The following is a 12363-nucleotide window of genomic DNA, read 5'->3' as shown; positions in this document are numbered from 1 at the left end:
AAATATCTTTGGGAAACTAAATAAATGGCTCTCCATTTCGGGAATAAAGTGAGATATGCCATAAGAAGGTCTGGTCTTGGTTCTGTATTACAAAGCCCTGATCTCGAATTATCCTATCAATGTAGTTCCTCGCAAATAGGTACATTCGAAAATCATTGTTCCAAAGCCTGGACCATAGATTTCCCAGTTTTAGTCCAATCTTTGTGATAAACCGGACGCGGGGATATACTACCCCGTAGAGTTGTGTTGCTTTGGTTGAAGTCGCTTCGATTAGGGCTTCGGGATCCGGGTAACAACAAATCACCTTGTCCAGGGTGACAATGGTAGCATTCGACAGCTCTGGAGCCAGCTCTACGATGTCGCCGTAATGATAGCTCGTTCGGTCGGTAAGTTTCCGGCGCCGGGTTTCCTGCTTCGAGGTTTCTAAATAAGGAGTGGACGCCTCAACATTGGTAGCCCGGGTCAGTCCATCGCCAAATAGCTCATACTGTATCGCTCCTATCCCACTGCCGACATCCAACAGCGTGCTCTGGCCGATTTTTACCTCCGATGACCGTATCATCTGTAACAAACGCTCAGTAGATGTTTCGGGTCCTTTTTTCTTGTACTTCTTAAGATCTTTTTGAGCTTTTCGATTACTAAATAAATTGCCGGCATCTTGACAATGATTGCAACAACTCATCTCATAACTTTTATCGATTGAAGATTTAAAATGAAGCCTCTCGACACTTTGCTATGCTAGGAGTTCATCTACAAACAAAAAATTGCAATTTTTGATGCTATTCCAAATACCCCCTTATATGGACGGTGTTATTACCGGCTTGTTTGCATCCAGTCTCTTGTTTTTTGATCTATCGACACCTCAAAAAACTCTTTAAGCTCTTCCAATCGATCAGGATTAACCTGCAGAGCTACCTTCCGGCCGTTCTTAATTTTTTCCACCAAACCCGCGTGGCGCAACTCTTTGAGGTGAAGGGACAGAGAGGACTTCGAGATTCCCAGATCTTCTTTCAGCGCCCCAAAGTCGCAGGTGGGCTCTTCCATGCAGCACTCTTCCTCCCTGTTGACCATACAACAGGTGTGGACGCGGCGGATCAGTCGTTTAAGAATCGCAAGTCGTTTGGGGTGCCCCAGTGATTTAAACGCTACATCAAGGGATTGGCTCATAGCAGCATTTTTGTTAAACTTAACTCATTAATTTAAGAGTTTTTAATTATTTAAACAATCATCATGGTTTACCTGAAATCCATCTTCTATTTTATTCTTGCCGGACTTTTTGAAATCGGTGGGGGCTACCTGGTATGGATCTGGCTTCGGGACAGCAAAAGCTGGATATACGGACTTTCGGGGATGGTAATACTTGCGTTATACGGATTTATTCCGACCCTGCAACCGGCCCACTTTGGACGGGTGTATGCGGCCTACGGGGGCGTATTTATAATACTGTCTCTACTTTGGGGATGGAAGGTGGATGGGATCAAGCCAGACAGGTATGACCTGATCGGTGCCCTGTTTGCCTTGGCAGGCGTAGCCATCATGATGTACTGGCCACGAGGATCATAACGAATATACCCCTCCTTTCATATTTGACTGCCCCTGAGATAGTTTATATGTTTTATTGTTTGAAAATTTATAAACAGTAAAACATAGGCGTTATTTCAACACTACTTAAGAATCCATTCTCGAAGCAGGGAATGGGGTACGGTCTGCTTGGCACCCTCATTATGTCCATCATCATGCTGATCGGCACGGGCACCGGCATTAGTCCCCTTCCCGAACCTGTTCCCCTGGCCATTGCCAAAGGACTGCTCGGCAGCCTTGCCAAGCCAGTTCTGATGCTATTTGCCGTCATTACCCACTTTGGGTATGGGGCTTTATGGGGAGCAGTTCTGTTCAACTGGGTAAAAGCTGACGGAACCATCTGGCACGGACTCGGATGGGGCGTGATGCTGTGGCTTATCATGGAACTCATCGTACTGCCACTGCTCGGATGGGGCATCTTCGGCTCTGCAATCACTCCTAAAATTGCCATAGCTACTCTCGTGCTGCACGTAATCTATGGCGGCACGCTGGGCTGGGGATTGAATCGAATGAAGAGTTCACAGGTAAATCAATAATGAACACAACGTAGATATTATGGAAGAACTAACTGCCAGGCAGGTAAAACAGCAATTGGATTCCGACACCGATATCGTACTCATCAATACACTTGGCCCCGACAGTTTCCGCGCGAAACGGATTCCCGGGTCGATTAATATCCCAACTGGACAGATCCAACCGCGAGCAAAGCACGTACTGCCGGACAAGGGTCAGCAAATCGTTGTTTACTGCGCCAGCCCCGATTGCACGGCGTCTTCAAAAGCAGCCAAAAAGTTAACGCAGCTTGGCTATAACAACGTGTATGACTTTGAAGGGGGATTGACAGGCTGGCTCAAAGAAGGTTTTTCACTCACGAAAGGTAATTCGTAATCACAGCTTTCGAACTAAATCTAACATAAATAAATCGTACTCATTATGTCTGACAATCAACCTATTGCTTGTGATCTAACATCAATCGACAATAATGAAAGAGAACAACACAAGACCAATTCGGAACAGCTGTTCACTTCTATTGAAAAATGGCAAGAATTGCCTGATGGTTACCGGTTTCGTGTTCCCACCGAAACCGAGATGATCGAAAAGGCGGGATCCTTTATGGCCCGAGAGCGACAGTGCTGCCCGTTTTTCAAGTTCAACTTAGAGGTAACCCCTGATGGTGGACCCGTATGGCTGAAGCTCAGGGGGAACCGGGAAGTGAAGCAGTACATCAAGCAAAACGTCATTCCCCAGCTGGAAGAAAATGGACAAGAGTCTTGGGAACTACCAGAAAATACCAGCTGAACCTAAAAATTAATCTTAATATTAATCAAAAAGCTATAAGTAATTAACCAATGAAGAAATTGAACATCTCATATTGGATATCTACTGCTATCTTTTCGGTACTAATTTTGATACAAGGGTCAATGTACTTTTATAGTGATACAATTGCTCAGAACTTTCAAGAACTTGGATATCCCGATTACTTTCGCCTGCAACTGGGCGTAGCAAAATTGATAGGTGGAACGTTACTCTTGATCCCGTTTTCTGGAAGATTAAAAGAATGGGTTTATGCAGGTTTCACCATTAATCTTATTTCCGCATCAATAGCCCATACGGTAACCGGCCATCCCATACATAAAATTGTAATGCCTCTAGCTTTTCTCACTGTATTAGGTTTCTCGTATGTATTAGGACATAAAAGTAATAAAATCTGATTTTGGGGATCAGGTTATTTTTCGGGAGACTGTTTCTCACAGTCTCCCGGATCATACTAATAATCTCCAAATATAGATTCATTACACACGAAAAAATCCTGTTTAGATTACAGATTAGAAGGTAAGATAATTCTAAAGAATTTCAGTCTCAGTTTTCACAGTGGTTGCTCCATATAATGTAACATGATATGTAACAACTAACTCCTATGAACTGTAACGTTATATGTCGTCAAGTCTTCGGAGCGGAAGGTTGAAAAGCGAAATCTTTAGTGGCAAACCTATAAATAACTACAAAAATTAGTCCCACTCTTTCCTTCGATTCCATTCCCTATCGAATGAATTCCCTTTACTCAAAGCATCCGTGACGGGCCACAAAAAAATTGCTATACGGGCAACTACTGTTTCCAACTCTGAAGGAACCAGATCATCAGATACCTTTCCGATAAATGCTTTCCATTGTTTGATCTTTGTCTCATCCTCGTAGAATGACCTCGTCAAAGCAAGGGGGACCTCTTCTGGAATACCCGTTTTGCGACGTTGAAAGGTTTGCTTAATGGCACTTTGTAGTTGAGGTCCATCAAACGACCTATGTTCGGTTACATAGTATATATCGTAATAATCCTTCATCCGACTGTTAACGATTCCCATATCTACCATCGCCTGGTATTTTTCCGCAATAGCACTTTCCAGGGTATAGGCCCTGAGCCGTGGACGTTCCTCATCCATTATGGTAGGATATTCAACCCACAACGGTTCGGGCGTTACTACATCACCAAAACCCATATCAATCTGAAGATGGACACGTGCAGTCCCCAACTTACCTTTTACGCTTATTCTTATGCCTTGATACGCTTGTTGCTCCCGGATTTCCTGACCACTCACACTTTTAGGATCAAATTCCAGTCCGTCTTCTTCGACCTCTAACCTGCAACATTCGGCAATCACCTTTTCAACTTCTGGAATGGCATGATCCCCATATTTCAGCAGATCGATATCACGGGTAGGCCTAAATTCTGCTATTCCAAAAGTCCGCAGAAGCAGCGCCCCTTTCAGTACGAAATCCTCCGCAAATTGAGACCGGCTCATCCGCAGCAGGAATTTTTCCATGGCGTAGTACTGCAATAGCTCGTTAAATGGCCGCTTCGTCTCTCTTGCTTTGTTCAGCAACCGTTGGTGAACAGATGCTGCTATAGCTTTCTTTTCTCTATTCATGGGCAATCGTCTCCAGGTAGGGTCTGATGACGTTTTCTACTCGGCAAATGTCAGCATATTTTAGGATCTCCGAATAATTGGCTTTACCATCCTTTATCCCTTGCTTTAGAGCTTCCAGAGCGATATCCAGCCCGATTTGATTACGGAATTTAAAACAATCGGCAATAGTCTTTGCCGGATTGTACACCTGGATTTCAATTCCATCAATTTCATGTTTCCCAACTCCTTCTGTCAGGCTCTTTCCTGAGAAGCGATAGACTTGTATCGGAGGGTAGTCTAGCTTTGGTTTCCAATGTTCACGGGGAAGTGCTATGTGAACCTTGTGGGGAATTTCGGACGTCATGTTGTGAAAATCGAGTGCCGAAATTAGACACACCTTTGCGTCAGGTATCTTAGTGCCAACTACAGCAAGGTCAGGATTGGAAAGTTGCTCCTTATCTTTAACCTGATAAACACCCCGTTCAAGTTGGTTGAGGTATCCATGATCTCGCATCCAATACAGCGTGCGACTATGGATCCCTTCATCCAGTGCCTCCGAAGTACGCATAATCCCTCCATGCTCTTTAAAAAGAGCTATCGCTTCATTGATCTTTTGATCGGAGACAGACATTTCCTTTGGGATAATATTCTTTACAGTTAATAATAAGTGTAAAGGTTTTTATCCATAACGGCAAGTTATTACAGCTCCCGAAGTAATGTGTAATCCAATTGTAATATACTTTTCCAATTCTTTATTTATCAAAAGATTTAATTCCAGAATAGTGCCTTATCGGGGTACAAACATCACTTATTACATGTATTTATCTAAAGTCAAGATCAAGAATTATAGAAATTTCAAAAATAAAACTGTTCTGCTCAATCCTGGTTTAAATGTAATCATTGGTCATAATAATTCAGGAAAGACTAATCTAATCAAAGCACTAAAGTTGGTTTTTGATAGATCTTCTCATGAAAAACCAAGTATTGATGACTTCTGCAAGAAAATTGAAAATTTTAGTACTCCTCCATCAATAGAAGTATCAGTTTTTATTGAAAAACATGAAGATTCAAAGGATGACCGAAACGTTGTTTATGATTGGTTAATCAAAGATTCTCCAGACTATTATAAAGCTCAATTAACTTATGTGTTTAAGCTTCCTTCTAAGCACCATGAGGAGTATGAGAATGCCATAGAAGAATTCAAAGATGAGGATGGATACGATAAAGAACTATGTCTCCAAATGTTAAAAAGGAAATTTTTGCCTAAATATGTCTCTCGAATTTATGGCGGGGATCCTTCCAAACAAGAGAGAGCCAAGACTGATAACTTAGATAGGTTTGACTTTCAATTTTTGACTGCAATTCGAGATGCCGAACGACAAATGTTCTTTGGCAATAATACTTTACTAAAAGATGTACTCAATTACTTTTTGGACTATGATATTACAAAAGGGAAAGGATTTGATGATTTAGAAGAAGATAAACTTGAAAAAATAAAAGAACGAGAAAAAGAATTCAGAGAGAATTCAAATAAGCTTTTGGAAAAGCTCATTAAAAGAATTGACGACGAAAAAATTCTAGAATATGCTAAAAGTACAGGTGCAGATAAAGGAGGGAAACCTGACTTTGATGCAAATGCTACTGAGGATGATCTTCTATTTGCGTTACGATTGATCGTAGAGAAGGCTGGATTGAAAATACCTATTAAGAATAACGGGCTAGGATATAATAACCTGCTCTATATTGCCTTAATACTCGCTAAAATGCAGATGGAATCATCAAGCTACATGGGAGATAATGCTAAAGTATTTCCCATTTTATCCATTGAGGAACCGGAAGCCCATTTACATCCGTCTCTACAATCAAAATTTTTAAACTTTTTAGAAAGCAACCTCAAGAAAAAGGAACAAGCACGTCAAATATTTGTCACTACTCATTCTACTCATATAACTTCAGCTGTAGAATTAGAATCCATTATTTGTCTATACAAAGATATTAACTCTAATTTTAGAATAGGATATCCGGCGAAAGTATTCAGTGATACAAATGATGATAAGAGTTCAAAAATATATATTGAACGATTTCTGGACGCTACTAAGTCAAATATGCTTTTTGCTGAAAGAATAATTTTTGTTGAAGGAGTAGCAGAACAACTTCTCCTGCCATGCTTTGCGGAATATCTAGAATTAGAAGATAAATTAGTTGATGAGCACACATGTGTTATTAGCGTAGATAGCAGGACATTCAAGCATTTTTTGAAGATCTTTTCTTATGACTCAGATAGCAAACCTTATGCTATAAATAAAAAAGTCGTATGCATTACTGATGCTGATCCGTCAAAAAAGGTTAATAATTATTGGGTTTCGGCCTACCCTTTTGAATTGGAAAATCATGATGATGAAACGCAACCTTTATCTTCTCATGTAAATAATTTGATCAAAAATTATGAAGATAATTTTGATAATGTTTTTGTGTTCCATCCACAAAACAAATTGGGGAAAACTTTAGAATATGAAATTGCTAGGTCTAACCCTTCCTCTGATCTACTAATAACGAAATCATTCCCAAGTCAAAATAGTGCTCATACAGAGGAAAATTTCAAAGGTATCCAATCTAAGTATGAGAGCTCCATTGACGAAATGATCGAAGAGTATCACCTTAAACTTGGTATAAATGATTTATCAGAGAATAAAATACTTAATGGTATTAGCCAATCGACCTGGGATGATGAAGAAAAAAAGAAAGCTCTAATTGGGGCTATCTATTATAAAATTATCAATGATACCAAAGGAGAACATGCCTTCCATTTCGAAAAAAAACTGAGGAAAAACTATCAAGCTGAGGAGAAAAAGGATTTTAACGTACCTGGCTACATCAAGGAAGCTATAGAAAAAGTTGTCGAATAAAATGATAGATGTTAACGAATTACCTCACATTGACACGCTTAAGGATATTGAATCTAATTTCAAAATCTATGCAGGACCAGGGGCGGGAAAAACAACATGGTTGAGTTCACATTTAGAACGAGTGCAAAAAAAATCGAAGCGTTTAGGGAAGACAGGGCAAATTGGCTGTATAACATATACTAATGTTGCAGCCGATGAAATAATTGATCGGCTAGAATGCGATCAAACTCGTTTTGACATTTCTACTATACATAGCTTCTTATACCGAAATATTGTTAAACCGTTCTCATATCTGATTGAAACCGATTTAGATGGAAATGATTTATTCAATATCTCAAAATTGAATGGTCATGATGAACATTTTGTGCATGGATCACGTCTTAGTAGGTGGGTTAATACTATTAATAAAAATAATAAAAACTATTGGTACTTATTATCACCAAATAATAGAGATGATGTAGCCACCGAACTAACAAGCCTCAATTATGAAATTGAAGGAAAAGAAGTTCAACTATCTATTAATCAACACAGGGGAGCTAGAATACCCAGATCAAATGGTGAATTATGGGAATACAAATTAAAGTACTGGAGTGATGGAATCATGCATCATGAAGATGTTTTGTACTTCTCATACTTGATTATAAATAAATCAGAAGAAGTACTTAAGTTTATACAAACCAAGTTTCCTTACATATTTGTTGACGAATTCCAGGATACGACCCAATTGCAAACTTGGATTTTAGATAAAATTGCAGAACAGGGTACAAAAATCGGGATAGTTGGAGATTTGGGGCAATCAATATATAAATTTGCAGGCGCAGTAAGGACCGATTTCATAGAGTTTAAAGAAGGTGAAATATCAAGTTTTAAGCTTGATCATAATCATAGATCTTCACACAAAATCACAGATTTCCTTAATGAGCTTCGTAATGATATTAATCAATCATATGGAGATGACACGGGTGAAGGCTCTACAGTAAAGGTGTTAATTGGTTCAATTGATTTAGCAAAAAAATGGTTTAATCAAAACCATCCAGATAAAATACTGTATATACTAACTAGAAGTAATGCTTCAGTTTCTACATTTAAAGGTCATCTTGGAATAACAACAGATGATAAGATTAATGAGATGTATGCTAATGACTCCAATGGCCATAGAAGCAAATTAATCCATTCAATTTTAAAAGGTGTGAAATATCGAGAGAAACATGATTTTAACAATTCAATCAAAGAAGTATTGAGACCTTTAAAAAGAATTGGAAGAGACGAACTAAGAGAATTAGATCTAAGAAAAATTGCAATTGAAATACTTGATAACCTTTCTGTTAAAGAGAAGCGTAAACAATCTGTCTATAATTTTTATATGGAATTAAAGAGCCGTATTTCTGAGGAATATAATCTTAAAATTGGAGCTGCACTGAACTCCGGAAATGCCAAAACCTTCTATGAAAATAATACACTTACTGAATTGTTACCGTATGTTAAAGTAGATACTAAGTCAGATGATAGAATTAGAACAATTCATAGTGCAAAAGGTACAGAATTTAAAAACACTCTTGTTCATTTTGATACCATTGAAGACTTTAGAAATTACATATTAAATGCTCCATCTTACATTAATGCTTCAGAAGATGATGGAAGAATTTATTACGTGGCTTGTAGTAGAGCCGAAAACAATTTATTCATAAATATACCTGAAGCAACTCCTGAAGATGTAGAACTTATAGAAAGTATGAACCTTGAGCCTATATCAGTTTAGCTAAAGTATTCACCCAAACATGGGCTACTATGTAAATCCATTTCGGGAAATCATTTCCCTTACTTCCCCTTCGGTACTACAAAAAGTACTACATGAAATCCCAAAATCGCGGCCCATTTCGCGCACAGGAATATCTCGTACTGGCTTCGGATCAGAAGGTTGAGGGTTCGAATCCTTCCGGGCGTACTCAGCAAAAACCCCGCTTAATTCATTTTAAGCGGGGTTTTTAGTACTTAAGCCTCATTTTTGATGATCCTCTCAGTTAAAAGTTTTCACAAAACAGACATTTTTTCTTGATTTGGTGATACATTGAGGCGAATATTAAATCAAAATGTATCACCATGGCAAGTCTTAAAAAGAGAGGAAATTATTGGTCAATTGTCTTTAAGAAGCGTGTTAATGGGAACGTGACTACTTCATTTTTTATGCCCAAAAGTTGGTTACCAAGTCAAACCTAAAAAAAGGGAATTTTCCGGAACGAACGTGGATTTCTCCAACGCTCATCCAGCCTGTATAGTCCTGCTTGCCGTGCCGCATTTTTTGCTTTCCTAAACTCTTTCCGGCTGGTCCTCCGGCTGATTTTCTCGTAACGATCTGGTTTCTTTGTAACCTGTGCGTCGGGCCGGTACTGGTCCATCACCGTAACATAGGTGTCTTCTGAAATCTCTTCGGTCAGGAACCGGAAGATCTCTTCGGCGCCGCCCGTTCCATTTGGCATCACCAAGTGACGGACGATCAGCCCCCGAAGCGCGAGCCCGTTCTCGTCGAATTTCAGGTCGCCAACCTGCTGGTGCATCTCTTTGACCACAGCTCGGGCTACCTCCGGATAGCGCCGCTCGGTGGTATAGAAACGGGACAGATCGGGATCCCAGAATTTGAAATCGGGCATATAGATGTCCACGATATCTTCCATCAGCTCCAGGGAATGAAGCGAGTCAAACGCGCTGGTATTGTAAACAATGGGCAGCCGCAAGCCTTTCTCTATGGCGGGTGGAATGGCCTCCAGCACTTGGGGCACCACGTGTTCCGGTGTCACAAAATTGATGTTATGACACCCTCTTTCCTGAAGTTCGATCATCATGTCGGAAAGCCGGTCGGGTGTAACAGTTTGTCCGGCTCCCTCCCAGGAGAGCTCGTGATTCTGGCAGAAAACACACTTCAAGTTGCAGAACGAGAAGAAAATGGTCCCAGACCCGTTCCATCCGCGCAGGCAGTCCTCTTCCCCAAAGTGTGGGAAATAACTACCGACATACGCAAACCGCCCAGTTCTGCAAATGCCATGCTCGTCGTTAGTCCGGTCGACATTGCAGTCCCTTGGACAGACTTCGCAGTTTTTCAAAACCTTCAGGCCTTCCTCAATGCGCTCTTCAAACACCGAGCGGTTGATTTCATAGAGTTTCAGATAGGCAGGAACAAAATCATCCCTTGAAAGCTGCCACCGAGGGTCTTTGATATATTCGGGTGCTTGCTGAAGCATCGGCACCTCCGCTAAGGTTTCATATCTCTGGCTTCTTAATAATTTAAGGATACTAGAAAATACTTCAAGCTAAATATCTAATGCATCAAGAGGATGGAATGCAGATAAATTCGGAGTAAAATTGGATAGTGAAAAATTAGATGTAAATGGTCAATATACCGTAACGGAATAACTGCCACTAAGTGTATAGTCTCTCACCTGTAATATGAAAGATGAGAGAATTCGAGAGATAATTCCCAACTGTACCGATAACTGAATTCGTTTTTGCACTTGATTTTTAGCGCATATAGTTATCAGCTGAAAAGAGAAAATAAAGAGTAGTCGTTTCTGTATTTCAGTCCCGCCCGTTGATTATAAATAGCTATCGCATCTGTAGAGGCCTTTGCAGAAACTATTATACACAGCGCAGTGCGAAAGTGTAAGGCATTTTCTTCAACTCCAACTATCATCAAACAAAAATTTCTTTCCCACTTGTCTTCAGTGTACTAGTCTGAATCACACCTATTAAGACATTTCCCCACAGATAATTATCGAATCTCCCGCCACAGTAAATTCCCGTAAATCTTATACTGTTTTTAGTTGCTAACACGAAAGGCCTGATCAAATGGGAGATTTGCCGTTTACTTTTGATCAATTTTTACGGGTATTTACCGACTACAACCAAGCCATTTGGTCCTTCCAGCTGTTTGTCTATTTGTTAGGAGTGGTTGCACTTCTGCTAATCGTAAAACAGAGAGAAACGACCGATAAGGCTGTTGATCATATGGATTGGTGTAGAAATAGCCATGATTGGTTACCATTCGGAACCTCCTCTTCAACTCATCTATGGATCGGTTGGAATCCTCTTATTAGTCCTCACACAACTACCGACAGTACAAATTGCGCTTCAATCAAAAAATATGGACTATAAATCAAGCTATGACTAAAATTTTATTCTTATCTGTTGCTGTCGTTCACGGCTTAATTCATCTGCTGGGGTTCGTTAAAGCCTTTAATTTAGCATCGGTTGAGCAGTTAACCCAGGAAATATCCAAACCGGCTGGGATGTTTTGGTTATTGGCGGCCTTACTTTTTCTTACCACAGGGATCCTTTATGTGCTTAAAAACGATTCTTGGTGGATGGTAGGAGCAGCTGCCGTTATTATTTCACAGGCCCTCATCATCAGTTCGTGGAGAGATGCCAAATACGGGACGATAGCTAATCTGATCCTGATAGTGCCCATAATTATTGCATTTGTTGGTCAACTGCCGACCAGCTATGAAAACCGGTTCAAATCTGAAGTAAAAAAAGGGCTCAGCCGATATTCCACTCCGGAGTTACTTACGGAAGACGAGTTAGTCCATCTTCCGCCGCCCGTTCAAAAATACATCCGGTACTGCGGTGCCATTGGAAAAGAGAAACTGCATAACTTCAGGGCCGAGTTCCAAGGAAAGTTCAAAACAAGTCCGGATTCTGATTTCCAGGATATCCGAGCTGTCCAGTATAACTTTTTCGATGAACCAACGCGAGCGTTTTATATCGAGTCGAGCATGTACGGGCTCCCCATCAGCGGACTGCACAAGTATGTCGGGCCCAATGCAACCATGCAAATTAAGGTTGCCTCCCTTCTGCAGGTAGTGGACGCCAAAGGTCCGGAGATGAACCGGAGTGAGCGTTTATTGCAATTCCAATATTTGAAAATCGTGGATTCCAAAAGTGGGTCAGATATTCCTTTATAGCTCACACACTTACCACCC

At 40.4% G+C, this 12363-nt stretch carries 14 protein-coding genes; 9 read left to right on the top strand and 5 right to left on the bottom strand.

The genetic code is table 11. The features are described 5' to 3' along the window. Positions 1-16: 16 nt before the first annotated feature. Entirely contained in the window at positions 17-562 is a 546-nt protein-coding gene (locus NC796_RS01750; protein ID WP_310681520.1) for a class I SAM-dependent methyltransferase, read from the bottom strand. A gap of 251 nt (positions 563-813) precedes the next feature. Further along, complete coding sequence (locus NC796_RS01745) at positions 814-1167, bottom strand: metalloregulator ArsR/SmtB family transcription factor (RefSeq protein ID WP_310681519.1); 354 nt, start codon at positions 1165-1167, stop codon at positions 814-816. 63 nt (positions 1168-1230) lie between these two features. On the opposite strand from NC796_RS01745, the gene NC796_RS01740 reads away from it, so the two are divergent. The 5 genes from NC796_RS01740 (at position 1231) to NC796_RS01720 (ending at position 3293) form a co-directional block, all read left to right on the top strand. After that, positions 1231-1563: a YnfA family protein gene (locus tag NC796_RS01740; RefSeq protein WP_310681518.1), complete on the top strand. Its 333-nt coding sequence runs from the start codon at positions 1231-1233 to the stop codon at positions 1561-1563. A gap of 131 nt (positions 1564-1694) precedes the next feature. Further along, positions 1695-2117, top strand: a complete 423-nt coding sequence (locus NC796_RS01735; protein ID WP_310681517.1) for a DUF6789 family protein — start codon at positions 1695-1697, stop codon at positions 2115-2117. Positions 2118-2136: 19 nt separating this feature from the next. Beyond that, positions 2137-2469, top strand: coding sequence for a rhodanese-like domain-containing protein (locus NC796_RS01730; RefSeq protein ID WP_310681516.1), 333 nt, complete (start codon positions 2137-2139; stop codon positions 2467-2469). Positions 2470-2514: 45 nt separating this feature from the next. Beyond that, positions 2515-2880, top strand: a complete 366-nt coding sequence (locus NC796_RS01725) for a hypothetical protein (protein WP_310681515.1) — start codon at positions 2515-2517, stop codon at positions 2878-2880. A 50-nt stretch (positions 2881-2930) separates the two neighbouring features. Continuing rightward, positions 2931-3293, top strand: a complete 363-nt coding sequence (locus tag NC796_RS01720; RefSeq protein ID WP_310681514.1) for a DoxX family protein — start codon at positions 2931-2933, stop codon at positions 3291-3293. Positions 3294-3590: 297 nt separating this feature from the next. On the opposite strand, the gene NC796_RS01715 is transcribed toward NC796_RS01720, so the two are convergent. Together NC796_RS01715 and NC796_RS01710 are read right to left on the bottom strand one after the other, a co-directional pair. After that, on the bottom strand, positions 3591-4505 hold the full coding sequence (locus NC796_RS01715; RefSeq protein WP_310681513.1) for a nucleotidyl transferase AbiEii/AbiGii toxin family protein: 915 nt from the start codon (positions 4503-4505) through the stop codon (positions 3591-3593). Continuing rightward, positions 4498-5115, bottom strand: a complete 618-nt coding sequence (locus NC796_RS01710) for a type IV toxin-antitoxin system AbiEi family antitoxin domain-containing protein (RefSeq protein WP_310681512.1) — start codon at positions 5113-5115, stop codon at positions 4498-4500. The genes NC796_RS01715 and NC796_RS01710 overlap by 8 nt, the downstream gene beginning before the upstream one ends. Before the next feature lie 184 nt (positions 5116-5299). Between NC796_RS01710 and NC796_RS01705 the strand changes: the two genes are divergently transcribed. Both NC796_RS01705 and NC796_RS01700 read left to right on the top strand, forming a co-directional pair. Then, complete coding sequence (locus tag NC796_RS01705; protein ID WP_310681511.1) at positions 5300-7390, top strand: AAA family ATPase; 2091 nt, start codon at positions 5300-5302, stop codon at positions 7388-7390. 1 nt (position 7391) lies between these two features. Next, the gene (locus tag NC796_RS01700) at positions 7392-9149 is read left to right on the top strand and encodes an ATP-dependent helicase (RefSeq protein WP_310681510.1); all 1758 of its coding nucleotides are present in this window, start codon (positions 7392-7394) and stop codon (positions 9147-9149) included. A 454-nt stretch (positions 9150-9603) separates the two neighbouring features. Here NC796_RS01700 and NC796_RS01695 read toward each other — a convergent pair whose 3' ends face one another. Next, positions 9604-10626, bottom strand: coding sequence for a radical SAM protein (locus tag NC796_RS01695; RefSeq protein ID WP_310681509.1), 1023 nt, complete (start codon positions 10624-10626; stop codon positions 9604-9606). Positions 10627-11230: 604 nt separating this feature from the next. Between NC796_RS01695 and NC796_RS26730 the strand changes: the two genes are divergently transcribed. Both NC796_RS26730 and NC796_RS01690 read left to right on the top strand, forming a co-directional pair. Further along, positions 11231-11536 carry a DUF6064 family protein gene (locus tag NC796_RS26730; RefSeq protein ID WP_409070339.1) on the top strand — a complete coding sequence of 102 codons (306 nt, stop codon included), beginning with the start codon at positions 11231-11233 and terminating at the stop codon, positions 11534-11536. Between the two features lie 8 nt (positions 11537-11544). After that, positions 11545-12345 (top strand): DUF6544 family protein, encoded by an 801-nt coding sequence (locus NC796_RS01690; RefSeq protein ID WP_310681508.1) that lies wholly within the window; start codon positions 11545-11547, stop codon positions 12343-12345. Positions 12346-12363 lie beyond the last annotated feature (18 nt).

Origin of the sequence: Aliifodinibius sp. S!AR15-10, from assembly GCF_031569985.1 — a bacterium.
Classification (GTDB): Bacteria; Bacteroidota; Rhodothermia; order Balneolales; family Balneolaceae; genus JAMQKA01.
This window is presented reverse-complemented; position numbering and strand designations above follow the sequence as displayed.

Excerpts from the sequence above, each read along its gene's own strand:
- NC796_RS01750 (WP_310681520.1), bottom strand. The coding sequence starts at position 562 with ATGATACGGTCATCGGAGGTAAAAATCGGCCAGAGCACGCTGTTGGAT.
- NC796_RS01745 (WP_310681519.1), bottom strand. The coding sequence starts at position 1,167 with ATGAGCCAATCCCTTGATGTAGCGTTTAAATCACTGGGGCACCCCAAA.
- NC796_RS01740 (WP_310681518.1), top strand. The coding sequence starts at position 1,231 with ATGGTTTACCTGAAATCCATCTTCTATTTTATTCTTGCCGGACTTTTT.
- NC796_RS01735 (WP_310681517.1), top strand. The coding sequence starts at position 1,695 with ATGGGGTACGGTCTGCTTGGCACCCTCATTATGTCCATCATCATGCTG.
- NC796_RS01730 (WP_310681516.1), top strand. The coding sequence starts at position 2,137 with ATGGAAGAACTAACTGCCAGGCAGGTAAAACAGCAATTGGATTCCGAC.
- NC796_RS01725 (WP_310681515.1), top strand. The coding sequence starts at position 2,515 with ATGTCTGACAATCAACCTATTGCTTGTGATCTAACATCAATCGACAAT.
- NC796_RS01720 (WP_310681514.1), top strand. The coding sequence starts at position 2,931 with ATGAAGAAATTGAACATCTCATATTGGATATCTACTGCTATCTTTTCG.
- NC796_RS01715 (WP_310681513.1), bottom strand. The coding sequence starts at position 4,505 with ATGAATAGAGAAAAGAAAGCTATAGCAGCATCTGTTCACCAACGGTTG.
- NC796_RS01710 (WP_310681512.1), bottom strand. The coding sequence starts at position 5,115 with ATGTCTGTCTCCGATCAAAAGATCAATGAAGCGATAGCTCTTTTTAAA.
- NC796_RS01705 (WP_310681511.1), top strand. The coding sequence starts at position 5,300 with ATGTATTTATCTAAAGTCAAGATCAAGAATTATAGAAATTTCAAAAAT.
- NC796_RS01700 (WP_310681510.1), top strand. The coding sequence starts at position 7,392 with ATGATAGATGTTAACGAATTACCTCACATTGACACGCTTAAGGATATT.
- NC796_RS01695 (WP_310681509.1), bottom strand. The coding sequence starts at position 10,626 with ATGCTTCAGCAAGCACCCGAATATATCAAAGACCCTCGGTGGCAGCTT.
- NC796_RS26730 (WP_409070339.1), top strand. The coding sequence starts at position 11,231 with ATGGGAGATTTGCCGTTTACTTTTGATCAATTTTTACGGGTATTTACC.
- NC796_RS01690 (WP_310681508.1), top strand. The coding sequence starts at position 11,545 with ATGACTAAAATTTTATTCTTATCTGTTGCTGTCGTTCACGGCTTAATT.